This window comes from Tindallia texcoconensis, assembly GCF_055383815.1.
The window spans coordinates 1,918,091-1,943,949 of the sequence record NZ_AP042431.1 but is presented as its reverse complement, the minus strand read 5'-3'; the positions used below and the strand labels follow the sequence as shown (position 1 = coordinate 1,943,949).

The window sequence follows — 25,859 nt, the reverse complement described above, 5'->3', positions numbered from 1 at the left end:
ATCAATAGGAAGGAGCAAACAGCAGAAGAAGAAAATTGATATTTATGAGTGTTTAGTGGATGAAGGGTTTGACATTAACTATACAACCGTTTGTAATTACATTAAAAAACATACGGAGACTGTCAAGGAAGCCTATGTCAGGCAGGAATATCAGCCAGGAGAGATCTGCGAATTTGATTGTGGGTATGTTCACTTAACGATTGATGGAAGACCTAGGACGGTTCAAATGGCCGCTTTTACTAGCGCTAAAGGCAATTATCGGTATGCGAACTTGTATCACAGTCAAAAGATAGAGAATTTTTTTGATGTGCATGTGAAATTCTTTAATGAGATTGAAGGAGTTTACCAGACGGTGGTTTATGACAATATGAAGGTGGCGGTCAAAAGATTTATCAGTGGAACTCAAAAGAAAGAGACGGAAGATCTGTTAAAGTTATCGCTGTACTATGGCTTTCAATATCAGTTTTGCAATATTTGCAGTGGGAACGAAAAGCCCTATCTGCTTGAATGGAGGCCAAGTTATGATACGGCAAGGACCTCTGAACTAAGAGTCAATAAATACGCCGTGGTCAGTATCGATGAAAACAAATATTCTGTTCCCGATGACTTAGTGGGCCGGTTTGTTTTTGCTAAAGTATATCCGGAAAAAATCTTACTGTATCATCAGGAAAAGCTGGTAGCCGAACATTTGCGAAGCTATGGTGCACACACCTGGAGTATCAATATCCAGCATTACTTCAACACCATAAAAAAGAAGCCTGGGTCCCTTCATTCGAGCACAGCCATGCAACAAATGAACCCCACGCTTCAATCCATATACAATTATCATTATACCGAAAATCCCAAGGATTTCATAGACCTTTTAGAACTATATGATAATGTTAAAACACTTAGACATACCAGAACATGCGGCTATGAATAAGTTTTTTTCAAAGCTTGTATTAAGTGTTAAACTGATTCATTTATCGGAGTCTGTAGCTTAAGTTTTACAAACAAAACAGATTTCAAAAAAGCCTAAAGCGCTTAGCTCCAGTGGAGATCGAAGCCAAGCACTAATATCATAGTTTTTTTCAATTACTTATCTACTTGACAATGGTCAGTTCAGACCATCTCTTTCCTCTTTCTTATGATAGCCCTTTTTAGTGGTCTTCGTTTTTAATCTGTTCTTCTTTGGCAAAAATACAGGCATGTTCATGACCTTCTGATACTTCCGTATAATCATGATTACAGGTTTTACACGCTTCCTTGACGTAAGGACAACGTGGCCCAAAACGACAACCTTCTGGCAAATTGATTTGATCCGGTGCTTCATCATCAATAAGGATTCGTTCTTTGACATAGGTTGGATCTGCTACCGGTACCGCTGATAATAACACTTGGGTATAGGGATGCTGAGGATTTCTCACTACTTCATCCACAGGCCCAATTTCCATGATTTTTCCCAGATACATAATGGCAATACGATCACATAAGTACTTGATCGTAGAAAGATCATGTGAAACATAGAGCATGGTTAAGCCCATTTTTTTTCTCAAGTCTTTCAAAAGGTTCAAAATATCCGCTCGGATAGAAACATCCAACATGGATACAGGCTCGTCTGCTACTAACACCTTGGGATCTACCACAATCCCTCTTGCAATGGCCACTCTCTGCCGCTGGCCTCCCGATAGTTCATGTGGGTATCGGTGTACATAATGCTCTGCTGGTTTCAACTCTGCAATTTCCAATACTTCCAACACTCGCTCATAAAGCTTTGTTTTATCTTTCAGCCCATGAATTCGAAGGGGTTCTGCGATGGTTTCAAAAACATCAAAACGCGGATTCAAGGTTTCGTATGGATCCTGGAAAATCATCTGCACTTCTTTTCGAAAGCTCTTCTGTGATGCCTTGTCCTTTATGTTTAAAGGATGTCCATCAATGGTAATGTCTCCCTCTGTAGCATCTTGAAGCCTTACCAAAATTTCTCCAGTAGTGGTTTTCCCTGAACCACTTTCCCCCGCCAATCCTAGGATTTCTCCTTTGTCGATAGTCAGGTTAATCCCATCAATGGCTTTTACATAGACTTTTTCTTTATTGAAAATATCTTTCAATCCTTTGTTGACCGGATAATATTTTTTTAGGCCTTCTATTTGAATTAAAGGGCTTCCACTCATGAAACATCCCTCCTTAAATCTTCAATAATGCGATCTCGCACGCTTTCCCAAGTTTCTCTTTTTTGACACGCTTCCCTAAACTTTTCTACCTCTGTATTGAAATGACAGGCGGACCAGTGACCCGGCGTTACTTCTTCCAGTTCTGGAACTTCTTCCTGACAAATGGTTTCTCTGAAAGGACAGCGCTCTTGAAAACGACACCCAGTCTGTTTCACCATCAAATTAGGCGGTGCACCAGGAATAGAAATTAATTCCTCCCCAATTTCATGAATACTCGGAAAAGCGTTGTTAAGCCCTAGGGAATAGGGATGCATTGGTTTTGTAAAAAAGGCTTTGGTAGAAGCTTTTTCCATCACTTTACCACCATACATAACGATAATCGTTTCGCAGGTTTCCGACACAACAGAAATATCATGGGTAATAAGAATCATGGAGCTATTTATTTTTTTCTGAATATCAATCACTTGTTGTAGGATCCGATCTTGCACCACTACATCCAAGGCGGTGGTTGGTTCATCTGCTATAATCAAGGATGGGTTTAATGTCAAGGCCATGGCAATAATCGCTCGCTGCTTCATGCCGCCACTCATCTGATGCGGATAACTTTTTAGTCGCTTGGCTTCTAATCCTACCATTTTAAAGACTTCAATGGCTCGGTCTTTGGCCTGTTCCCGACTCATATCCGTATGAATCTGAATGCCGTCGATCAACTGATCTCCTACGGTTTGCACAGGATTCAGAGCATTCATGGCACTTTGGGCAACCATGGCGATTTCTGTCAGACGCAATTTTCGTATCTCTTCTGAACTTTTTGTTACCAAATCTTCTCCTTTAAAAATCATTTGTCCTTCACTTATTCTGCCGTTTTTGGAAAGAAGCCTCATAATAGATTTGGCCATCGTGGTTTTACCACATCCACTCTCTCCAACAAGGCCTACGCTTTCTCCAACTTCCAGAGAAAAAGAAACATCGTCCACCGCTTTTAACACGCCTTCTTCTGTTGTATATTCAATGCTTACATTTTTCACATCCAGCAACGCCATGATTATCGCCTCCTCAATCTTGGATCTACTACTTCTTCTAGGGCTCTAGCCAGGAAAAAGATGGACAGCAGGAGGAGCACAATCGCTACACCTGGAGCTGTAATCCACCACCAAGCAACTCGTGAGTTGCCGGTACTAAAAGCGATATGAAGAATTTGTCCCCAACTAGGCACCGAAGGATCTCCAAATCCAAGGAAAGCTATGCTGGCTTCCGCTGCAATTGCCCAATTCACCATGAAGGCCATTTCCAGTAAAATCAATGGAACAACATTAGGCAAAATATATTTAAACATCAATCGAATATTGCTGGCTCCCGCTACCCTACCAGCTTTTATATATGGCCTTTTTGCAATTGATAAAACCTGAGAACGCACCAGTCTGGCTACGGTTCGCCAGGATAAGAGGGACACCGCTAAAATAACATTCCATATACTGGGACTCAGCACCGCCGAGAGTACAATCACAAAGGGAATAAAGGGAATTGCGTAAAAAAAGTCAACCACCCTCATAACCAGGGTATCTACCCATCCTCCATAGAATCCTGCAACTATCCCTACCACGGATCCTACTACAGTTACTAGTAGGGCTGCCAATAAACCAACCATTAATGCCGTTTTGGTTCCCAGTACTACCTGGGAATAAATATCTCGTCCTACGTCTGTAGTTCCAAAGGGATGGGCGGCTGATGGGGCTTCCAAACGCCGGATGCTTCCCTCTTCATCGTAATGCCGATCTCGAGGGCCATGTGGTGCGATTACATCTGCAAAAGCTGCTACGGTTAAAAAGAATATGAGTAAGACAACTCCTATAAGTGCCAATTTATCGCGGCGTAAGTTCTTGAAAAACAATCGAAAGACACTTTTACTGTTCCCCTTTTTTTCTAATGCTGCAACGTTCATATATTCACCTCTTCTCCTCTAAATTATTTATAAGAAATACGTGGATCTAAGAATGCATAAAGCATATCTGCAACCAAGTTCATAAACATCACCATGGCTGAGATAATAATAAAACATCCTTGAGCCAAGGGGTAGTCATGACGAGTCACGGCTGTAACAATTTCTCTACCTAATCCTGGCCAGCTAAAGACCACTTCTATCAAAACTTGCCCACCGATGGAAGAGCCAATAAAGAGGGCTCCAGCTGTCACCACAGGCAACAATGCATTTCGAGCTGCGTGTCGATAAAGAATATGGCGCTCTTTTGTGCCCTTAGCCCGGGCCATCTCAATATAGTCCTCAGACATTACTTCCAACATACTGTTTCTCATAATCAACATAGGCGTTGCTATGAAGTAAAGACCTGCCACTAAGCTTGGTAAAATCAGATGCTTTAGAAAGTCAAGGTTTAAAAACATTTCTGCTAAACTTCCACCGCCTGTTCCGGCAGTACGCATTCCCTGAGCTGGGAACCAGCCCAATCGAACAGAAAAGAGCATAATCATCATAAGGCCTACCCAGAATGTGGGTGCTGAACGAAAAATAAGGGAAATCGTAATTCCCAAGGACTCCAATCGAGAGCCACGACGCCAGGCCATCCAAGCACCTCCAAAAACTCCAATGGTGTAGGCAAAGACCATGGCTGTCAACATAAGAATCAATGTTGCTGCCAACTTTTCTTGGATAATTTCAACAGCTGGACGATTATAAAAGAAAGAATCACCAAAATCCAATCGTACTAAGTCAGATACAAAGACTTTATATTGATCCCAGAGACTTCCGTCTAATCCATAGCGTTCTAATAATTGTTGCCTTGCTTCCGATGGAATGGATGGATCTACCACAAAAGCCGTTGGATCTCCTGGCATCGTTCGGAAAAGGAAAAAAATCATGGTCGACACTAAAAAGATCATCATCAGCATCACGATAAGCCTTTTCACAAAATATTTTAACAATTCGCCACCTTCTTTCTTTGAACTCCTTTATAAAGTTCTGTTATGTAAAACATGAAAGCCGATTTCTCGACTTTCATGTTGTTTTACTATTGATTACTAGCACTTTTAAGTTCTTATCCTTGTTACTCTACAGGCATTCGAAGTTTCCCTTGGCTGTCCCAAGTAAAGCCAGCTTCCAACAATATGTCTTTAGCTTTTTCTGGGTCATAGGTGTCATAAATAGGCACATCTGGATTATGCCAAAATTCATTGGCTTCCACAATGGTTAATCCACCGCCACCACGAGCACCATATCCATTTAAGTGTACATCTAAAGCTAGATCATAGTCTACCAAATGGGCCATGGCAATTCTAAAATCTTTATTACCGAATGGCTGCCGATCCAAGTTCATGCCAAGGTAGAAGAAACCAATATCATCTGCTTCTGTTAATTCCAAATGATCGTATTGACCATCTACATTATTGGCTATTTGCTCCGTATGAGCAGGAACTAAATCGTAAGATACCATATCTACATTACCTAATTCCAAAGCCGTCAAGACGCCTTCTGGAGAAGCAAAGATTTGGAAAATATATCCATCAATGTGTACCGGTTCAAAATAATCATCAAACTTAGAGAGCACTAGCTCTTCGCCTGTCTGGAACCGATCCAGCTTGAAAGGACCACTTCCAATGGCATCTTCGTTGCCATATTGCACCGGACTTTCAATGTTTTCCCAAATATGCTTGGGTAAAATTGGTATTTGTGCCAAAGTATTGGTAATGAAAGGTGCATAAGGCTCTTCCAAGATAAATCGAACTGTATTTTCTTCCGTAATTTCAATGCTTTCAATTGGATCTGTAAAAGAAGCAAAGTACTCTACATTTTCATTAATAAATAATTCATAGGAAAACTTCACATCTTCCACAGTAACTGGCTGGCCATCGTGGAAAGTCATTCCTTCTCGTAGGACCACATCTATAATATGATCTTCTACGACTTCCCAGCTTTCGGCAGCCCAAGGCACTGGCTCGATATCAGGCGAGATTCGCACCAATTTATCGTAGATGAGTCGCAGATTTCTCCATCCATAAACACTTCTCGAACTCATTGGGTTCATGTCGTCAATGTTCACATTGCTGGCTACCGTTAAGATGGTTTTGTCTGTTTTAGGCTTGATGGAGAAAGGAGTCCACTCATTAAAAAGCCCTTCACCAGGAATATTGATGACATCTTCAAATAAATCTTTGTTATATGTCTGCATGTTAGCTCTTGAATAAAGTGTTATTTTAGGCACATCTTCTGCTAAAATTCGCTGTGCTTCAAAAACATACTCTCTTCGTTGCTCCAAATCCATTTCACGACGCTGGGCATCAGCTACCTCATCAAATGCAGGATTCCGATATCGGTTGGTGTTGTTGCCACCTGGTTCAGCGTTTGATGAATGATTGATGGAATGGATGAACATATCCGGATCCAAACGTTCGATTCGTCCAGACCAACCAATGGTATAGGCATCAAAGTCACTATCTTCTCCATATAGTACATCCAATAATACGGCAAAGTCCATTGGCTGAGAAACAGCATCGACTCCTAATTTCTGAAGCTCTTCTGCTACTTCCTGTGCCATTTCATAGTTAACCATATTGTCTTCTGGTAGGGAACTATAAATGGTAATGGACGGTACAACTTCTCCCATCTCTTCATCTGGAATGTCTGATGCAGGTGTTGCTGGTTCTGATGTTCCTCCGCCCCCACACGCACTGAGCAGTAATGCAGCCGCCAACAACAAGCTTAGCCATGCTTTTTTTTGCTTTAATCTTTTCATCCTTGCCTTCCTCCTCCATCTTATGTATTTTTACTTTTCCTAGTAACACGGCTATTCTACCATTTTTCAGTCAGTTCTGTCAAATTATCTTTTATTCCTGCGGTGTATATTTATACAAAATGCTTTGTTTGCGAAATTCGCAATTTTCCGTTGTTTCCTCCTTTTTTTATGCATAGAAAAACTGGTCTCTTTCATTAAAGACCAGTTTTTCTAGTGCTTATGCCCTGTTTTATCATTATTCATATATGCATAATACTGTTTTTCAAAGTTTTTTAGCGTGTTTTGTTTCCAACCTTTCCAAGACTGCCTTCATATAATCTGGCAGATCCCTTGGCCCTTGGGCTGAAATAAGGTAATCGTCAACAACCACAGACTCATCTTTCCAATGTGCACCAGCATTTACCATGTCATCTCGAATGGCAGGGGTACTGGTTACGATTTTCCCCTTCAAAATGTCTGCCGATACCAATACCCATCCCGCGTGACATATTTGAGCCATGACTTTATTCTCTTTTTCCATCAGATGGATGATTTCCAATAGCTCAGGATAACGCCGCAGTTTATCCGGTGCCCATCCACCGGGAATCAATACGCCATCGTATGATCCAGCTTTCACTTCCGCAAAACTGATCTCTGTGGTAGCCGGCACTCCATACTTCCCCATGTATTGTTTGTTTTTTTCTTTTCCTGCCAGCACAACGTTATATCCTGCTTCTCTGGCTCTTAACACTGGATACCAAAGCTCCAAGTCTTCAAAGTTTTCCTCCACCAGTTGGAGTATGTTACCTTTTTTAATTTCTTGATTCATTTTAGCACCTCCTGGTTTAAGTCTACCCGCTGACTCGGTTTACTAATCTTAAATTTTGACTTATATTTCAATGCCTTGGACAGGGTTATCTTCTCAATGTTGCCACCATTCTTTTTGTTTCCAGCAACAATTCCAAGGCATCCTCTATTTGTGTAACGACTACATCTGCCACGGATAAAAGAGGCGCAAAGGCTCCTTCTCTTCCAATTATCGCAATGGAGATGGCTGCTTTTTTAAACATTTCCACATCATTGGCTCCATTCCCAACGGCAATCGTACAAGAACCTCCCAATGATTCAATAAATTTTTCCTTGTCTTCGGACGTTTGAGAGCCACTCACCACTTTTACGGAAGCCGCACCTTCCAGACGTTTTTCAATGAGAGGTGCTGTCCCATGGGTATCGGCTGTAATAATATAAAGCGTCGCCTTTTCTGACAGCTTCTTTAATTTTTCTACGGTTGTATCTAGTAAGTTTCCACCATTTGCAAGGGTTCCATTCAGGTCGCATACAATATATTCTATTTCATAGGTTTGATCTCCTGGTATCTTTAAATTAATGGACATATTTTTCATTCCTTCCCAGCTTATTAATGCTCCTTGGCTTTCTGATTGGTGTTCTATGGTTTTTCACCCTACCAATCCTTCCAAATAATGACGGGTCTCTTCTTGATGGGGATGCTTGAAAAGAGCTTCTGTTTCTTGTCGCTCCACCAAAACTCCATTATTGATAAAAGCGGTATAATCAGCGATCCTTTTGGCCTGAGCCATGTTATGGGTTACAATAACGATGCTCACTTCCTTTGCTAATTGTCTCAAGGTTTCTTCAATAACAGCCGTGGATTTTGGGTCTAAAGAAGAACAAGGTTCATCCAACAGCAATACATCCGGATTTAAGGTTAGGGAACGGGCAATGCAAAGACGCTGTTGCTGTCCTCCTGAAAGCCTTACGGCCGACAAGTTCATCCGATCCTTTACTTCTTCGTAAAGCCCAGCCATTTTCAATTTTTCTTCAATCAGCATGACTTCTTCTTTGGCCGTTAATTTTTCATGGTATCGAATGCCATATTCCATGTTTTTTTTGATAGAAAAGGGAAAGGGTGTCGGTGTTTGAAATACCAGCCCTATACGTCGTCGAAGGATTTCCAGAGGCAGGCTTTGAATGGAAGTTCCTTTTAACTGGATTTCTCCTCGAGTAGTAGCTGTCGGCTCTTCTTCTGTTAGTCGGTTAATGGATTTCAGCAAAGTGGTTTTGCCACAACCGGAGGAGCCAATCAGAGCCGTAATCTTTTTTTCTGGTATTTCTAAAGAAATATCTTGCAATACTTCTGTTTTTCCATAATGAACATGCCAGTTCTTAATAGCGATGGCCTGGGTCATTTTTCTTCCTCCTTCCTATCCTGAAATAAATAAAAAGAAATCCCATAGGCTATAAAAAACATACTCAGCAGCACCAAGGCGGTTCCAAAAGCGTTTTCCATGGAGATCCGCTCTGCTGCCATAAAGTACAAATGATAGGGTAAGGCCATGACTGGACGAAACAAGGAGTTCGGTACAGAAGCGGATACAACCGCCGCTGTTAGAATAATAGGCGCTGTCGCTCCCATGGCATAAACCGTCCCTAGCAGGATTCCGGAAAGAATATCTTTTTTTCGTGCCGGCCATACCAACTTAAAAAAACTATAGGATTTTGACACCCCCAGGGCATGAGAAGCCATCATTTGATGAGCAACCATTTCCCGCAAAGCTTTTTCCGTATTAATCACGATGACCGGAAAAATCATGATGGATAAGGTCAGTCCGCCAGCCAGCAAAGAATGGCCAAATCCAAGAAGAACTACAAAAAAGGTATATCCGAACAATCCTAAAATAATAGAAGGTATTCCAGCAATGCACTGAACAATCAGCCGGACAAAGGCATCTATTTTACCAGACTGATTATACAAGAAAAGGTAGACCGCTACGGACAACCCTAAGATAGTTGCCAAAGAGGTGCTGATCAGCCCTAAGGCTAAAGAACCCATCATGGCGGGGAAAATACCGCCTTCACTGCCTAGTGGCCTTCCCTGCGGTGACGCGGTTAAAAATTCCATATCAATCGCTGAAAACCCCCGGATAAAAATGCTTCCAAAAATAAAAGCGGCTGCGGCCATAACCACCAAAAGAGAAGCATAGATCCAGCTCTGAAGAACATAGTCTTTCCAATGTTTCTTCACACCTTCTTTCATGAAACTTCACCTCTGCTTTCTATTTGCCTGCGCAGCCAGTAAAAAAGAAGGTTGATCCCTAAAAGCAACATCAGCAATACAAAACCGGCTCCAAAAATAGCATGGTAGTGCTGACTTCCCAAGGGTGCGGACCCCATCTCCAGAGCAATAAGTGAGGGAATCGGCTTGACTCTGCCCAGCAAAGAATCTGGCATCAGGGGTGAGTTTCCTACCACCATCATCACCGCCATGGTTTCTCCCATAGCCCTAGAAGTCCCTAAAACAGCTCCGGCAATCATCCCTTTTAAGGATAAGGGTAAAATAAGTTCCCGTAACATATACAAATGGGAAACGCCCAGGGTTTTAGAAACCTCCAGATACTGACTGCCTGCTGCTTCCATGCTTTCTGCCATAACAGAAATCATAAAGGGAAGTACCATAATCGCCAATAACACACCACCGGCCAGTAAGGAATCTCCGGAACTCATGGAGAAAAGATTTTCCATTAGAGGAATTAGGTATACCAAACCAAGCATTCCATAAATAACCGAGGGGATACCAGCCATGATATCAATAAGGCTTCGTAATGGTCTTCTTAGAGGCCCGGGACAAAGATATGCAAAAAACAAAGCGGCCCCCACCGCCATCGGCAGTGCCAGCACAAGAGCCACCAGTGGCAAGGCTAAAGTTGCTGCCAATATTGGCCTCAGACCAATCCTAGGATGGTGAGACACAGGCCTCCATTCGGCTCCAAAGAGAAAATCCTTCACCGACACCTCCTGAAAAATCGCCAGGCTTTCCCGGAAAATCAAAAAAATCACCAGGGCTAATATGAATACTGCCACAACAGTACAGGCACGTACCGTTGTGGCAAAAAGTTTTTCCAATCGATGATAGAACATTTTTTTCATTCCTTATTGAACTGGCACAAATCCCATTTCATCAAGAATCTGGATGCCTTTTTCAGATTTAATATATTCCATAAATGCAGCTTCTGCTGGATTCAATTCTCCATTCCATACCAATACTAAAGGTCTGGCTACTGGATAGGTTCCATCAAGGATGTTTTCAAGACTTGGCTCCACTCCATCCAAAACAAAAGCTACCAAATCATCTTGATGCATTTCTGCCACACCAAAAGAAGCATATCCCATGGCTAATGGGTTATCCATCAATCGATCCACTAACCCTGTCATGGAAGGAACTTCAATGGCCGTTTCGGTCACATCCACTTCGCCCATCATAGCATTTTGAAACACTCCATGAGCACCGCCGCCTACATCACGAACCAATAGCACAATTTCTTCTTCTGGCAGGTTTTCATCTACCTGGTTCCAATGAGTCCATTCGCCTGAGAAAATATTTTGCACTTCTTCCGCTGTAATTTCAGAACGATTCTGCCCTAGGGGATTATTCTGATTAACGGCCATCAGTAATGCATCCATGCCGATAATGGCTTCCTGATATTCCTCTAAAGCTTCTCTCTCTTCTTCCCGTGCATGACGAGCCAACATTCCTATGTTCGCTGTTCCATCCAATACAGCTTTTGCTCCAGCACCGGATCCACCAGTAGATACACTGATCTGAATGGTTTCCGCCGGCAAGGAGTCCTCTACCTGATCCCAGGTTCCAAATTCATTCTGAAATTCATCGGCTATCTGAGAAATCGTAGGTGCCAGGGTAGAGGAGCCAGTAAAAAGCAGTTCTCCGTCGAAGTTTTGATCTTCTGCGGCTGTATCACCGCTGCCACCTCCATTGCCACAAGCAGCCATGGTCACCATCATCAATCCTATTACTACTATCTTTGCCATTTTTTTCATCTTAATCCCTCACTTTACTTGATATGTATGCTTATCTGACATTTGTCCAATACACCTAATAATAGCAGAAAGAAGGAATATCAGTCCAATAGATATTCTCTATTTATTCGTTCACTTCGATAGAGAATGTCTATTAATCAACTTTCACAACCACACTTCTCCTTTACCGATCTTCCAACAAACCATATTTTGTCTTTACCCGTTCCAACTTTTCCGTCATCGGATCCGTCAACCAAAACAGAAAAAAACCGGTAGCAATGCTATGAATCACATCAAACCAAAAGGCGGTTACATACATTCCCAGTAAAGCATCCAAAGAAAATACAGGCATAAACATAAACAGGGCACCGATATTAATAATCCCTCCATAGATAAAAAAGGTTGCCAACACCCCGAAAATACATAGATTCTTTTTTGATTTTCGTATTTTCCCGTTAAAGAAAATAAGACCAGCCAAAAATCCTATGATCCCAAAACAAAACATTTGCCAAGGCGTCCATGGACCCTGACCAAAGTAGAAATTTGAAACAAAGCCAGCCATGGCCCCTACCAAAAACCCAGACTCTGCACCAAAACTGATGCCGGCAATAATCACAATCGCCACCACCGGCTTAAACTGAGGCAACATAAAAAAAGCAGCTCTTCCTGCTACTGCCAAAGCGGTTAGTACTGCAATAATCATTAGCTCTCTGGCCTGTGGTTCTCTTTCTTCAAAAATAAGAGCAAAAGGAAGTAAGGTGTAGAATATGATTAACATACTAATAAAATAATACTTCCGATCTTCTAAGTACATCACTCCCAACAGAATGGTGGCCGGAATCAATAGCAGGATCATTACGGCTGATATCACTAGGCGCCACCTAGCTTTCTTCAGGGACAAAAAAGAGCTTTGCATCCTTGAATCACATCCTTTTCCGTAATGGCCGCCGGCATTACATGACGTGCCATGCGATTGGCTGCTGTGGTATAGAATCGGTTTCCAGCAAAAAACTGGTAACATGGTTCTGTGCTAACCACCTGCCCATCAAAAATAAGCGAACAGGTATCCGAATAGCGGGCACAGAATTCAATATCATGAGAAACCATTAGAACCGTCATCCCTTGATCTTTTAAGGCGATCAGCCGTTTCGCTAAGGCTTCCTTAAAGGGACGATCCAAGCCTTTCGTAGGTTCATCCAACAGCAGTAAATCCGGTGATATCATTAATATTTTTGCCAAAGCCGCCCGTTGCATTTCTCCACCACTCAGATCGTATGGATGAGCCTTTGTCAGATCTGATAAGCCCATAAACTCCAGCATGCTAGTTATTTGCTGGGAAGATGGCGGGCCTCCATCTATTTCCATACTTTCCAGATCTTCTATCAAGGTTTTTTTCACCAAAAGATTTTTAGGATTTTGAGGCAATAAAGCGATTCTTTTATCCTTCCTTTTGAATTTTCCTCTATAAGCTTCCAAGATCTTTGCTGCCAAAAGTAAAAAAGTAGACTTGCCAACTCCATTGCCTCCCAGTAAGCAATGAAAATCTCCTTTTTTAACTGAAAGATTAAAACTCCTTAACACATCCTTTCCACCTTTTTCATAACGAAACCAAAGATCCTGACATTCCAAGGAATTCTCTTTATTATCCAAGGAATTCTCTTTATTTTTCAAGGAATTTGAATGCTTTTTTCCCAAGTCTGCCGATACCTGTCTTTGGATTGTATCCAGCCATTGCCGCCCTTCTTTCACTGTAACCGGACCGTATTCCATTCCTTGCTCCGAAGATCTTACCTCTCCATAAATCCGCATTGCTGTCGTTGTCACATAGTCTTTCTGCTTTTTGGTGAAATTATTTTTTCGAAGTAGTTCCTGAGAAAGATTCAAGTTAACTTCTCCTTTTTCCATCAAAACTAACCGATCTGCCATAGGAATCACCTCTTCCAGCCGATGCTCCGATAAGAGAACGGTTACTCCCAGCTCCCGGTTTATTTTTTGAACAGTTTCTAAAAATTCAACGGCTGCAATAGGATCCAACTGTGCTGTGGGTTCGTCCAGAATCAACACTTCTGGTTGCATCACCATAACAGCCGCCAGGTTTAGTAATTGCTTTTGTCCCCCAGAGAGATGATGTACCGATCGGTGAAACCAGTCTTCGATTCCAAAAAAGCTGGCCATTTCAGCTACCCTGAGGCGAATCACTTCCTGTTTTTCACCTAAAGATTCTAAGCCAAAGGCCAATTCATGCCACACCTTATCCGTCACTATTTGATTTTCTGGACTTTGAAGCACGTAGCCTATAGCCGTTGCCTGGTCTTTCATTTCTAAGGATGCTAAGGACTCTCCCTTAAAAAGAATGTCGCCTTCTTTCTTGCCATGGGGCGTTAAGACTGGCTTTAATTGCCGCAACAAGGTGGTTTTTCCACAACCAGACGCACCACAAAGAACCAGCATTTCTCCTGCGTCAATGGATAGGTTTACTTCCTTTAAAGCTGGGTGATTTTGTCCGGGATACCAGAAGTTGATATTCTGGATGTCAAACAACGCCATTGATATTCCTCCCATCTGGTGACAAAAATTGGCAAACTGCACAGGCAAAAAAAGCATATGAGAAGAAGACTATGAACTCCATTAAAGCTTGCCAAGCGAAAGCTGGGAAAGTAACGGACTTGCACATATCCTTCCACACCACCTGCCAGCATCGCCAAGAAAAACAGGACAATCCATGTCAATAAAACCTTGTCCCGAAAACTCCATGAATAAATAGAGAAATGACTTCTTTTTCCGGTTCCATAGCCTCTGGCTTTCATTGAATCTGCCGTCTCAATGGCGCTTTCCAAGGCCCAGGTAACCATAATGGATAGGATTTTAATGCCATTTTTTCCCCTCTGAATCCAGGAGCCTTGGGTAAAATCATTACCGATCCCTTTTTGAGCCATGGCAATTTGTTTGATTTGATGCTGGTAAAGAGGTACAAATCGTAATGCCATGGAAAAAATCATCCCGAGAGCGGGAGAAAGTTTTCCAAATAAGTAGCCTAGTTTGTCTGAAGTCATGACGGCATTAAAACAGGAAAACCATAAAATAACGGCAGCAAACATTACTGCCGATGCTAGGCCATAAAAAATGGATTCGGCGGTAACAGGATTTCCGTTTCTAGTATAAAACAAAATGGTTACGCCAGCATGGTTAAACATTGGATTCATAAGGGCCGTGGTCACCATAATCACTACCAGAAAAACACTTTGCTTTTTCACATAAGCCCGGTCTCTGAGTTTCCAGTTATAGATAAAACCAGTAATCAGGGACATTAGCAAGAATACTGGATGCATGTGAAACATGGTTACTCCCAGTACCCCAATAAAGAAAGTCATTAAGACAACAGGATGGCTATTGGAAAAACCGTGATTCTTTGCTAATTCCATGAGGAAGCGCCTCCTTCTAAGTCTCTTCCCAAGTCACAAGTATATTTCCATTCAATCTTATCTCCGGCTTCCAACAAATAACGACTGCTACCATAGTTGGGAAACCAGCCATTCACCGCATACATCCAACCACTTAACGGACCCGTATCAAATTCATAAAGATTGTGAATGCCTTCCACATAGTTGCTGTTGTACATCGGAGTCATGCTAAACTCCATATGAATGCCTGCATTTTTTAGTTCCCGATGGGTCACATCAAAGGCAGATTCTCCGGGATAAAAAACAACTTCCTTTTCCGGAAAAATGATGCCATCCCTTGGAAGTACCTCCATTTTGTCTGGATTAAATATTTCCAAATTCTCCAAAATAGTATGACAAGTGACCGACAGGATAACAGTTTTCTTCTTTCCATAATCTACTTGTGTTTCTTGCCACTCAACAGGTTCTGGTTTTCCTTCTGGCACTGGATCCGTAAGGTACTGATCTTGCTCGGTTCTTCGCTTCTTTTCCTCTTTTTTTGTTTCTACTTCTTTTTTCTCTTCTTTATCTTCTTCTATTACTATTTCATTCTCTTCTGCTTTTGAGTTGTCCTTCTCTTCTGCTTTTGCTTTTTCTTCCGTCACTTCTTCTTGTATTTCTTTTTCATCTTTTTTTATCGTTTCTGGCGAAGCTTTTTCTACCTTTTCTTCTTTCGGCTCTTCTTTCGGCTCTTCTGCCTCTTCATCGGATGCATCATTTCCTTTATTAAGTTGATCCGAAAATGATTCTTCCTCCTGATCTGTTTTTTCATGGGGCATCACCGGTGCCGGATTTTTTTCTAAATCTTCCACGGTTACCCGGGGTGCTATTTCATAACGCCAGGCCTGAAAATCATCTATCAAAAAAGAAGCACTCAGTATCACAGCCACTGCCAACAACCATTTCCATCTTTTTTTGATCATTTTTTCACCACCTACTAACAGGCAGCGACATTATATGCCCCTGCCTGTTTTCTATTTTCTTTTATCTAAAAGGGTTCTTTTTCCTTTAAACAACGCTTTCTTCATTCTTTTCCGTCCCTAGTAACAGTAGTCATATCATACAACCTTGGCAATCCTTTTAAGAATCGATGATACGACACCAATGCGTACATTCCCTGATCCGTTGCCATGGGGTCTACCTCTCCGGATTGAATGTGGCGAAATCCTCCACCTTCCACGTAAAAGCTTAACAAGGCATCTACGGGGCTGTTCCCATTTTTAATGAAACGTTGATCTTCTTCTGGATGGATCCCCAAAGCCGTTAATGCCACAATAACCTGAGAAATACTTTCGCTGCTGGCTTCGTTGCCCCAGGCACTTTGAAAGCTCCCATCCTCTAATTGTTCCCGAGATAAAAAATCCAATCCTTTCTCAGTAGCTTTTTTCACCGCCGATTGATCTTGATAAGGTGCCAAAGCTTGAATAGCCATTCCAGTAATATCCGTATCTGCCGGCAAATCTCCTGTCAACGACCAGCCACCTCCAGGTAACTCCCGGTCCAGTATTTCCTTAATCAACTTTTCTCTGCTGGTTTGGGTAGGAAAATCTGGAATTTGAGGAATTGTATAGCCGCCAGTATCTAGGGCAATTAATGCCCAAATAGGCCCGTTCAGCCCTTGTTTTAATACGGTTTCAAAATCTGCTAAGGGATCTAATAAGCTATAGCCGGCCACATCTTCTACGGGTATTCCCAGAGAAGTAAGGGCCAGAATGACCCGATCATACTCGGTATACTTAATAGGATGAAGAATCCCTTCCTTTTCTCTCATGGTATTTTCCACGTTTTTCAGGTATTTTTCTTGATAGGTCTTTGGTACTTCCACATGGGATCTAGCAATGGAAAAAATCGTCCATTCTCCACCTACACTGGCTACCTGGGGATCTGGCACCATGATTTTCATAAAAGAAGCGGTCTCTTCTATTTTTTTCTGGAGGACGGCTTCACGCCGTCCTATGGTTGTTTCTTCACTTGCTTCTTTTGCTTTGTCTTTGTCTTTATCTTCCTTCCTTTTTTCCTTTTGTACCTTTTCGTCTTCCTTCGCTTCTTCCTCTTCTACTGGATCTGTCAGGTCAGAAGCAGCACTGATATTCTTTTGCTCCCTCTCTGTTTCTCTGTCAAAGGCTTTCATGACCACAACCGCAGCCATCTCTCTGGTTGTGATTTCTTTTGGCATAAACTGATGGCCATTTCCATTCATATAACGATGTGCCATCACTGCGGATACGGATTCTGCTGCCCAGGGAGAAACCAGTTCAGCGTCAGAAGTGTCAACGATTGAATTCCAGTATTCTAATTCGATGGCTTTCGCCAGCATTACTGCCATTTCTTCACGGCTAATAGGGGCTTGGGGGTTAAAGGAATCGCCATAACCAGATACCCATCCACTACCGGCGGCTTTCATCACCGGTTGATAGTACCAATGATCCGATGCAACGTCATGAAAATGAAGGCTTCTTTGCTGATCAGCGGTTTCTACAACCGTTGTCAGCAATGTAACAAACTCTGCCCGGGTTACCGCATCCTGTGGCCGAAGTTGCTGTGAATAGCCTCGCATCACTCCCGTATCTACGGCTTTTGCCATGGCTTCCCTAGCCCAATCTGATATTTGCGCCTCATCTTCGTATAGAAGCAGGGCTTCTAGTCTTTCTTGTCGCCGTTTCTCTGCTTCAGCTGCTTCATCAACTTTTTCGACTTTTTCTACTTCTTCTGCCCGTTGATAAAAGAAGAAATCACTAAAGTGAAGGGTTTTTACCCGAAGGGTATCTCCTTCCAAATAGGCATATGCTTCTTTACCTTCTTTTTCTTCCGCTAATGCTTCTTTGGCTTTTTCCTCTGTTTCATAGACAGGAATTTCTCTTAAGGTTTCTTCACTCTTTACGACGACCTGTAAGTTCCGGCCATTTTTCAAACTAAGCGTAACCGGTATGCTGAAGGATATCTTTTTCTCTGGATGTCCCATCATCACCGCTTTTTTAACTACTTTTTCTTCTTCTGTATCTGAGTTTACCCACTGATTTTCCAGCCATTCAATGGCTTCTTGCTCTACCAAGCTAAAGAGTTGTACTTCTGTTTCTTCTGAAAGCAAAGCCGTATCTTTTTCGATTTCCAACTCCCAGTCTTCCTTAACAGCGATCATGGCTGGCAGGGCGTCTTTGCTTTCCGCCAGGTTAAGTGCTACTACTTCCTCTGTTTCTGGTATTTCAATGCGAAGAACTTCAATATCTTTTAATTTTTCATCAATCTTAATCACATATTTTTCTTTAATATCTTCCGGAATCTGAAGAACCGGCTTTTTCTCACCTGCTCTTATTTCAACCGTATGGCCGCTGTCGCCATCATTCTCCCACTTGCTTAAATCCTCTCCAAGATCTTCTCCCAAGTCGGTGGTATAGCGCCATTGCATTCTGTCGCCATGCCTTAACTCATATCGGCTGGCACCATAGTTAGGGTACCATCCATTAACATTGTACATCCATCCACTGAACTCACCATGGTCAAACTCGCCATCTCCTGCAATGGATTCTACATAAACACTATTGTATTGTTCGGAGAAGCTATACCGATAGGCTATGGATCGTCGATCCATTTCCCGTTTTAATACGTCCCAGGCTGAATCTCCTTTTTTTAACTCCACTTCGACAGGACGAAGGACATATCCTTTATCTATGGTTTTTTTATCAATAGAGATGGTTACGGTTTCTTTTTCCGGTTTTGGAACCACACCGCCACCACCGCCAGCGCCACCACCTGGGCCACCACTGCCAGTATCTGATCCGGTATCTGATCCAGTGTCCTCTTCATCTTCCTGATCTGAGCCGGTGTCCTCTTCATCTTCCTGATCTGAGCCGGTGTCCTCTTCATCTTCCTCATCTTCTTCCAAGCTGTACACAAAGAAATCTGTAAAGTGCGTGGTGCGAAGCAAGAGGTTTTCTCCGTTATCATAAGCAAAGATTTCCATGCCCTGCTTTTCAGCTTCTTCTATATTGCTTACTTTTTCAACAAGACTCAGAGTGCCATTTTGAAGATAACCTACTTCTTTGCCACTTTCGCCCTGAAACGTAAGGGTTGCGTATTGATCTAAGGTTATTCTTTCTTCATTTCCAAGAGATAGAGCCTTCCCAACAGTCTTTATGGAAGAACGACTTCCGTTGCTGGTTAAGTGTTTCTTCAAAAGCGATTCTATCTCGCTTTCTTTTTCCGGTCTTTCAATTAACAGGTCAAATCGAGAGCTGTCTCCCTCTGTGATCTGTGTTCCTTTTTCTATCTCAAAAACGCTTTTCCCGTTTTCTGCCCTTATCCCAGGAAGGGGAGTGTCGGCTGGCAGGTTCATTCTTGCCGGCTTTATCGAAGAAAGCAGAATTTCTACTTCCTTATGACTATCGGCTGGACTTATTTCTATTTCTACTTCTTCCTCCATGTCTTCCAGGCTAATCCGATGGCTTCCTTCCTCCTGGGACAGGGTTACTCGTCTGACCAACAGATGAAGGGCTTCCCGTAATTTTTCTGCCGCTTGATCTACGGCTTCCTGTGTTGCCGACTGGTTTTTCACCAGTTCTTTCGCTTCTTCCAATGCTTGATTCATTCGTTGCCAGGAAACAGCAGTATATTGCCCGTTTTCTTTTTCCTCTGCTTCTTCAATGAGGGCTGTAAGGCCTGAATCATCAACGGTTTCAAAGGAGATTGTGCCCATTTGATACCAAGTAGATCTTTCTGATTTCAAGTCCGATAAAGCTACGGATACTTGTTTGGTTGCCATGCCAATGGAGCCTTCATCATCCATTTTCCAATTAAAAGCCCCATCTTCTCGTTGATATTTCAGCAAAGCATCTACTGGTGTATTGCCATTTTTAGCCCATGGGCCTTCTGGATTCTGAACGTCTTCTCCAAGGGCTATCAACCCTTGAATAACGCATGCAATACTGTTGGAGTTGGCCACATCCCAACTACCTGTGCCACCAAAACCTCCATCAGATTCCTGCATGGATTTCAGGTAGCTTTTAGCGTCTTGAATGGCTTTTTCTACAGCAACACCCTCTGACCGAGAAAGTGGTATTAATGCCCAACCGGTATAGTCAATATGACTAAATCGGCCAAAGCTGCCGTCTGTATTTTGTTGAGCCAGCAAAGCGTCAATAGCTTTTTGCCTTGCCGCTGCATTCCATTCCGGTATTTCAGCATCAATATCTAATCCAATATCCAGAGCTACCATCGCCCAGATATGTTTTCCAAGATTTCCGAAATAACCGCTATCTTCATTTTGCTGTTGGGCCAGTTCTGAAAAAAGATTTCGATTGGTTTCAAAAGCTTCTGCTGGATTGTGCCCGGTTCCTAACAGACTGTATATATGATGAATATGGGCGTTTCCGAAGGTGATGGCGTCAAATCCTGGATCTTTTTCTTGCCATCCATAGACTGGCCATGGCGCTTGCCGGAAATTTTCCCCAAGTCCCCAAAGGCCTACAAAGGCTTCCCAATCGTTGGTGGGACTGTTGGGTTGCTGGTTCCGATAGTAGTACACCAATTGTTGGGTAGCTTCTTCTACGCTTCCTGGCTCTACATACTCTATTCCTTCTTGCTTTGCTGTTTCATAGATATTTATGGCATGTTTAAGCCTTTGAATCGCTTCTTCTACCATTTCTTGTGTTGCATCATCGTCCTCAAGTACAGCTTGGGCTTTCTTGACATCAGCTTCAAATATTTCTCTATCTTTTTTGGTTGTCCATTGCTGATCCGTCTCGATATCCAAGCCATTTTCTGATACCCCAACGTATTCAACTTCATCTAACTTTGATTGCAATAGGGTTTTATCGACTTCTATCGGCTTTTCCTCTGGCTCTTTGTCTGGTTCGTACTCTCCTAAAACAGTCCCTATGGTACTTGGTTTTCTTAAGGAGAATCGAAGTTGCTGCGATTCAGTATGATATTCGGAATGTCCAATATAAGCCTCTTGATTATCTTCCAAAATATAGGGATGCATGCGGCTGGCTTCCTGATCTGCCCCTTCATGACCCCAGTATTTCATCCTCCACTGAACCTCTGTGCCTGCGGAAAACTGGCTGATTTCTTCTAGGATCTGTTCTCCATCATAAAAGCTCATTGCCAGGTTCCAGGTTCTTCCCAGTGTTTCTTTTCCCTGATAAGCTGGTAGGCTCTCAGCTTCTATCATGCTGGTCCTAATCCGCAGTTCTGCAGAATCTGCTTCATAGGGCGACAGATCAAAGGCTTTTGGATCAATGACCAGACCATAATCTTTAGCCTCTACTACCAACGTGACTTTTTGTTCTTTTGCTTGTTGCAAAAATGCCACCGGTATTCGAAGAATCTCCCCTTCCCGGTCACGCTTCGTATTGATAACGCCTAAATATACTTTTTCACTTTGCAAGGTTTTTGCATTTTTCAAAGCGTTTTTCCAAGCGTTTTCGGCAATCCTGCGATTATCATCCGTACGTACATTAAGTTCTTCTTCAAGGACCCGAATGACGGCCGAGCCTTCTATCCCTTCATAAACAGCCTGGATAGTCGTGTATCCCACACTGTGGCCCTCAACTTCCCACCGTCCTTCAAATATGGAGCATGGTTTTACCGAAGCGATACTCTCTTCCTGACTTTCCCAAACAAAGGCATCGTCTTCAATTCCTTCAATGATATGACCTGCCTCATCGTATACTACCGGTGTAAGCCGTGTTTTTCCACCCACCTGTAGGGTGTTATTTCCTGTTGGATTAGTGATGTGAAGGCTTTTAGGAATAACCGTTTCCGGCGACCCAACTACCAGCTCTACAGTATCCTGCACCGTTGGATCTGTTGCTAAAGTAGCGGTTACTTGAACCTTGCCATCCTGCAAACCGGTTACAAGCCCAGCTTCTTTTCGGATATCGGCTACTTTGCTATCCTCAATGCTCCAGTCTATTTGCTGATAAATGGTTTCCTTTCCTGCTTGATCAAAAGCCTTTACGTATAGCTGACTGTTCTGGCCAGGCTCTAATTCTAAATCTCCTGCAATCTCAATGCGATGAACCTTGTTTTCCACCGGAGTGCTGGGACGTATTCCGGTTATTTCTGTGGAAATTTCGCCAAATCCTCCGGCATGCTTCATCAGTCCTGTATACACTTTTACGTACCGAACTTCATCTAGTTTTACCGGATTTCCCTGTTGGTCCACAGCCCAACGAAGGTCCATGGCATCGCCACCGTACCCTTGAATGCCCAATCGGTAAGGATTGTTGGGAGGGCCTTGAAAATCTGCACCAGAAGCAGTAGGAGTGCTGTCCGCATATCCAAATCCTACCTGATACGCTTTGGTTCCTACCTCCGTTCCTGCCAAATTATTAAGAATCGATACGCCTGTCAGGGTATATTGATTCTGATCAATGTTTGGAAAGGCTTCAGCCTCAGGATACATAGGATTATCATAAATCGTTCTTTTCACATGGCCTTGATTTCCCTTATTGTCCTGCCATGGAACATTGGTAGCTTTTTCTTTTTTCGGATTTGTATAGGTCACCCGATAATCGTGGTACGTATCTTCCTGATCATGCTCCGAACCTGCCAGTACGTACCATGGTCCTTCCAAGTTGTTACTTACCTCTACAATACCTGGTTCCTGATTGTAGATATTCGGTTGTCCTGCTATTTCAAAGGGGTTTCCGAACACTGTAAAATCCATGCCGTATGGATTTCTTGGATCATTTTTCACAGGTTCTTCAAATTCGACAATGACATATCCGCCAAAAGCACCCAGTGAAATACCCGCATCCGGAACAGAGCGAAGCTTACTGGCATCTGTCCAGTTTGTATTGGTAAACTGGCCAGGAGCTGGTTTAAAATCCACTACCTTGATCTGGCTATAGTTTATTATCTTTCTATCAGTTACTTCATTCCCCTGGTTATCGGTAGCTTTGGCCGTAATCACATTGATGCCTTCCGCCAGATTCAGCACATATTCGCCTGATGATTCAGCTTCTATGATTTGACCATCATATTCTAACTGAACCGATACCGGCTTCTGAAAATCGCCCCGATACTCCACTTCAGCTGTAACTTTTGACTGATAAGAGGGATTTGTCAACCCTTTGATTTCCACTTCAAAGGGGGTGGGCTCTTTTTCTTCTCCTTCCACCATTACTTTTACATAAGGTCTGGAAATATCTCGTTTACCTTCTGTCGAAAATCTTTCAGCCGATAGATGATAGGTTCCCGGCTTGGCAAAAACGATGGATACTTTTCCATCTTCATCGGTGGTAAAAGTTTCGCCATCTATTTCTAAAGCTTCTTCTTCCCGTAGAATCTTTGCACCTTCTACAGGTCCGGTGGTTGTTTCATCTGTCCACATATCATAATGAGATCCAGTCAACACCAGTTCTGTTGCTTCTCCTGTTGATGTATAGATCCTTTTTTCTTCAAACCAGCTATAGGTGTTATCCATATAGTCTTCCACAAAGAACATAACAATTTCCTGGTTTGGATGGATGGGATAATTATCTACCCCTAAATTGGCCCATTGATGGTCCACATAATACATCCACCCATCTCCAGGGCCGGTACTAAAGGTAGCTAATCCATCAATCATATCAATGTAGGTACCATTATTATGATTAAGTCCCTTTTGACTATCACTACAATCTATGCCAACACTTTCCAGTCCGGCAATAATAACATGAATAGGCCGTACTTCGTCAAATTCTCGACTAATGCCATATTGACTTAGATCTAAGGAAGAAATCTCTACCTCTGTTTCCGGCACCATCGTATGATCATTCGCTTCTATCCGGATCGATGAGGGAAAAGATAATACTTCTATTTCTATTTGATCCTGACGGGTACTGTCATCCTTTAACATAGCTGTTAAAATAAATGTACCCGATTTAAGAGCTATTATTTCTCCAGTGTTTTCATCAAGATATGCCACAGATTCATCATCAACGTTCCATTGAATCCCGTCAAACGGTGGCTCTACCAGTTCACCCCGATAGGCTAATGTGATCTGGGCCTTTTCTCCAAGTAAAAAAGCTTTTTCTTCTACTTTTATCTCCAATTCTTGGGTCGATTCTCCAACGCTACGATAAGTTACTTCTACATCTGTATCTTTTATCGCTTTAAACGAATATTCATAGCGTAAATTCCTATACTCCAACCTTTCTTGCTTGTCTTCACCATTGACTAAAAACTGATCAATCTCTTTGCCTTCCGGAGGAATGACATAAATCCTTACGTCTTGATTTATCCCTATAGTGCCGGATTCCGGCAGGCTTTTAACACCTTCACCTTCCAACGACAAAGCGATAGAGCCAAGTTCCTGATAAACAACATTGCTTTCGTTATGCTTTTCTTCTAGTGTTATTTCAATAGGTTCTGGAGCTAGATACCCAGGAATTTCTTTTGGTACAAAGGTGATCGTATCTCCTATTCGGAAATAGTTTTCTCCCAAGGATTCTGTAAAATTATAGTCCCTAAAATTCCCCGTACTGGTTCTATAATCTTTCAAGTAGCGTTGGTTACCCACTACCAGACTCCAGCTTTCATCGCATACAGCATGCTTTTCCTGACCTGTAATCCCTTCCGTTTCCTTGATGCTTTTCCCCTGTTCATCTACATAATGAATCGTCAGAGAAGCAGGATTAACAATTCCTTGAGTATTTAAGTCTGTTGCATCCCCATTATTATAAATCTTTGTATATCGCTGGATTCCATCCTCTTTCTTTGTATTGCTCCGCCAGAAAATTCTTCCATTGGATGGAAAATCCTTCACACTATCAGGCAAAATAATTTCGTCCAGGGCATTGAAGGTAAATGCCTGCTGTCCAATTTTTTCAAGTCCCAAAGATAACGTCACATGCTCCAGTTCATTATCCTTAAAAGCCATAGCTCCTATTTCTTTTAAGGATTCAGGAAGGTGAATTTCTTTCAACTTATTGCCTTCAAAAGCATCCTCTCCAATTTTCACCAAATGATCAGAGAAGGTAATTTCTTTAATCTGATTCCCCCAGAACCCTCGTTTCTCTACTGTTTTCAAGGTGTTAGGCAATTTCAGTTCTTCAATCAAGTTCCCCTGAAATGCCCATGGACCTACTTCTTCAAGCCCTTCTGGTAGCACAAGTGTTTTAATCTGACTATTAATACTTCCGCCAAAAGAAGAGAAGTGAAAAGCTTTTTCACCTATTTTTTTCACATCCACTCCGTTAATAGTAGATGGTATGATTAACTCTTCTGGTGGATTTTTTCCTCGATATCCTAAAATAATTCCTTTTTCTTCATCAAACTCAAATTCATCATTGCTTTGCATTTTTATTTGTTCTATTTCTTCTGTCTCTTCTGTTTCTTTCGCTTCCTCATAAGCTGCATCTTCCTGTTTTTCTTCTGGCTTTTCTTCCTTTGTATCCAGATGTTTCCTATCACTCTGATCATCCGAATCATTCGTTTCAGGGATTTGATCCACCTCTTGGTAAACCTTTTCCGTAACTGTTGTTTTCGTTGATTCAGTATGTTTCTCCACCAAATCTTTTTCCGCCCATGCTACAAATGGACTAAACAAAGGTAGTACCATACTTAAGGTTACTAGCAACGCAATACGTTGCTTCCATACCATTTTTGACATTCTTATGCCTCCTTTTCTTTTGCTGTTCTTTCTTGCCCTTATCCTTGCACCGCTTCCTACATCCGCCCCTTTCCTCTATGTAATTCAGATGATGCTATATATAAAAAACCAG

Annotated in this window: 17 protein-coding genes; 1 reads left to right on the top strand and 16 read right to left on the bottom strand. The window is 42.3% G+C overall.

The features are described from left to right. The first annotated feature begins 55 nt into the window (after positions 1-55). Positions 56-922: a Mu transposase domain-containing protein gene (locus ACZ47N_RS08730; RefSeq protein WP_464886170.1), complete on the top strand. Its 867-nt coding sequence runs from the start codon at positions 56-58 to the stop codon at positions 920-922. Between the two features lie 217 nt (positions 923-1,139). Here ACZ47N_RS08730 and ACZ47N_RS08725 read toward each other — a convergent pair whose 3' ends face one another. From ACZ47N_RS08725 to ACZ47N_RS08650, 16 genes are all read right to left on the bottom strand, one after another. Continuing rightward, on the bottom strand, positions 1,140-2,153 hold the full coding sequence (locus tag ACZ47N_RS08725) for an ABC transporter ATP-binding protein (protein WP_464886169.1): 1,014 nt from the start codon (positions 2,151-2,153) through the stop codon (positions 1,140-1,142). Further along, positions 2,150-3,196 (bottom strand): ABC transporter ATP-binding protein, encoded by a 1,047-nt coding sequence (locus tag ACZ47N_RS08720; protein WP_464886168.1) that lies wholly within the window; start codon positions 3,194-3,196, stop codon positions 2,150-2,152. Before ACZ47N_RS08720 ends, ACZ47N_RS08725 begins: the two co-directional genes overlap by 4 nt. Before the next feature lie 2 nt (positions 3,197-3,198). Further along, a complete protein-coding gene (locus ACZ47N_RS08715) occupies positions 3,199-4,095 on the bottom strand; it encodes an ABC transporter permease (protein WP_464886167.1) in 897 nt (298 codons plus the stop codon). Between the two features lie 23 nt (positions 4,096-4,118). Next, positions 4,119-5,090, bottom strand: a complete 972-nt coding sequence (locus ACZ47N_RS08710; RefSeq protein WP_464886166.1) for an ABC transporter permease — start codon at positions 5,088-5,090, stop codon at positions 4,119-4,121. 122 nt (positions 5,091-5,212) lie between these two features. Further along, a complete protein-coding gene (locus ACZ47N_RS08705; RefSeq protein ID WP_464886165.1) occupies positions 5,213-6,898 on the bottom strand; it encodes an ABC transporter substrate-binding protein in 1,686 nt (561 codons plus the stop codon). Positions 6,899-7,160: 262 nt separating this feature from the next. After that, complete coding sequence (locus ACZ47N_RS08700; RefSeq protein WP_464886164.1) at positions 7,161-7,706, bottom strand: type 1 glutamine amidotransferase domain-containing protein; 546 nt, start codon at positions 7,704-7,706, stop codon at positions 7,161-7,163. Positions 7,707-7,791: 85 nt separating this feature from the next. Next, entirely contained in the window at positions 7,792-8,271 is a 480-nt protein-coding gene (locus ACZ47N_RS08695) for an HAD family hydrolase (protein ID WP_464886163.1), read from the bottom strand. 63 nt (positions 8,272-8,334) lie between these two features. After that, entirely contained in the window at positions 8,335-9,084 is a 750-nt protein-coding gene (locus ACZ47N_RS08690; RefSeq protein WP_464886162.1) for a phosphate ABC transporter ATP-binding protein, read from the bottom strand. Then, the gene (locus ACZ47N_RS08685) at positions 9,081-9,932 is read right to left on the bottom strand and encodes a PstA family ABC transporter permease (RefSeq protein ID WP_464886161.1); all 852 of its coding nucleotides are present in this window, start codon (positions 9,930-9,932) and stop codon (positions 9,081-9,083) included. The genes ACZ47N_RS08690 and ACZ47N_RS08685 overlap by 4 nt, the downstream gene beginning before the upstream one ends. Next, positions 9,929-10,813 carry a phosphate ABC transporter permease subunit PstC gene (pstC, locus tag ACZ47N_RS08680; protein ID WP_176968353.1) on the bottom strand — a complete coding sequence of 295 codons (885 nt, stop codon included), beginning with the start codon at positions 10,811-10,813 and terminating at the stop codon, positions 9,929-9,931. Before pstC ends, ACZ47N_RS08685 begins: the two co-directional genes overlap by 4 nt. A gap of 12 nt (positions 10,814-10,825) precedes the next feature. Beyond that, entirely contained in the window at positions 10,826-11,731 is a 906-nt protein-coding gene (locus ACZ47N_RS08675) for a phosphate ABC transporter substrate-binding protein (RefSeq protein WP_464886160.1), read from the bottom strand. Positions 11,732-11,894: 163 nt separating this feature from the next. Next, complete coding sequence (locus ACZ47N_RS08670) at positions 11,895-12,581, bottom strand: ECF transporter S component (RefSeq protein WP_242870093.1); 687 nt, start codon at positions 12,579-12,581, stop codon at positions 11,895-11,897. 20 nt (positions 12,582-12,601) lie between these two features. Next, on the bottom strand, positions 12,602-14,257 hold the full coding sequence (locus ACZ47N_RS08665; RefSeq protein ID WP_464886159.1) for an ABC transporter ATP-binding protein: 1,656 nt from the start codon (positions 14,255-14,257) through the stop codon (positions 12,602-12,604). Further along, the gene (locus ACZ47N_RS08660) at positions 14,194-15,132 is read right to left on the bottom strand and encodes an energy-coupling factor transporter transmembrane component T (protein ID WP_464886158.1); all 939 of its coding nucleotides are present in this window, start codon (positions 15,130-15,132) and stop codon (positions 14,194-14,196) included. The genes ACZ47N_RS08665 and ACZ47N_RS08660 overlap by 64 nt, the downstream gene beginning before the upstream one ends. Then, positions 15,123-16,073 carry a DUF4430 domain-containing protein gene (locus ACZ47N_RS08655; protein ID WP_464886157.1) on the bottom strand — a complete coding sequence of 317 codons (951 nt, stop codon included), beginning with the start codon at positions 16,071-16,073 and terminating at the stop codon, positions 15,123-15,125. Before ACZ47N_RS08655 ends, ACZ47N_RS08660 begins: the two co-directional genes overlap by 10 nt. Positions 16,074-16,174: 101 nt before the next feature. Next, positions 16,175-25,747 carry a leucine-rich repeat protein gene (locus tag ACZ47N_RS08650; RefSeq protein ID WP_464886156.1) on the bottom strand — a complete coding sequence of 3,191 codons (9,573 nt, stop codon included), beginning with the start codon at positions 25,745-25,747 and terminating at the stop codon, positions 16,175-16,177. Positions 25,748-25,859: the final 112 nt, after the last annotated feature.

Excerpts from the sequence above, each read along its gene's own strand:
- ACZ47N_RS08690 (WP_464886162.1), bottom strand. The coding sequence starts at position 9,084 with ATGACCCAGGCCATCGCTATTAAGAACTGGCATGTTCATTATGGAAAA.
- ACZ47N_RS08650 (WP_464886156.1), bottom strand. The coding sequence starts at position 25,747 with ATGTCAAAAATGGTATGGAAGCAACGTATTGCGTTGCTAGTAACCTTA.
- ACZ47N_RS08685 (WP_464886161.1), bottom strand. The coding sequence starts at position 9,932 with ATGAAAGAAGGTGTGAAGAAACATTGGAAAGACTATGTTCTTCAGAGC.
- ACZ47N_RS08725 (WP_464886169.1), bottom strand. The coding sequence starts at position 2,153 with ATGAGTGGAAGCCCTTTAATTCAAATAGAAGGCCTAAAAAAATATTAT.
- ACZ47N_RS08675 (WP_464886160.1), bottom strand. The coding sequence starts at position 11,731 with ATGAAAAAAATGGCAAAGATAGTAGTAATAGGATTGATGATGGTGACC.
- ACZ47N_RS08715 (WP_464886167.1), bottom strand. The coding sequence starts at position 4,095 with ATGAACGTTGCAGCATTAGAAAAAAAGGGGAACAGTAAAAGTGTCTTT.
- ACZ47N_RS08700 (WP_464886164.1), bottom strand. The coding sequence starts at position 7,706 with ATGAATCAAGAAATTAAAAAAGGTAACATACTCCAACTGGTGGAGGAA.
- ACZ47N_RS08720 (WP_464886168.1), bottom strand. The coding sequence starts at position 3,196 with ATGGCGTTGCTGGATGTGAAAAATGTAAGCATTGAATATACAACAGAA.
- ACZ47N_RS08660 (WP_464886158.1), bottom strand. The coding sequence starts at position 15,132 with ATGGAATTAGCAAAGAATCACGGTTTTTCCAATAGCCATCCTGTTGTC.
- ACZ47N_RS08705 (WP_464886165.1), bottom strand. The coding sequence starts at position 6,898 with ATGAAAAGATTAAAGCAAAAAAAAGCATGGCTAAGCTTGTTGTTGGCG.
- ACZ47N_RS08655 (WP_464886157.1), bottom strand. The coding sequence starts at position 16,073 with ATGATCAAAAAAAGATGGAAATGGTTGTTGGCAGTGGCTGTGATACTG.
- pstC (WP_176968353.1), bottom strand. The coding sequence starts at position 10,813 with ATGTTCTATCATCGATTGGAAAAACTTTTTGCCACAACGGTACGTGCC.
- ACZ47N_RS08695 (WP_464886163.1), bottom strand. The coding sequence starts at position 8,271 with ATGTCCATTAATTTAAAGATACCAGGAGATCAAACCTATGAAATAGAA.
- ACZ47N_RS08665 (WP_464886159.1), bottom strand. The coding sequence starts at position 14,257 with ATGGCGTTGTTTGACATCCAGAATATCAACTTCTGGTATCCCGGACAA.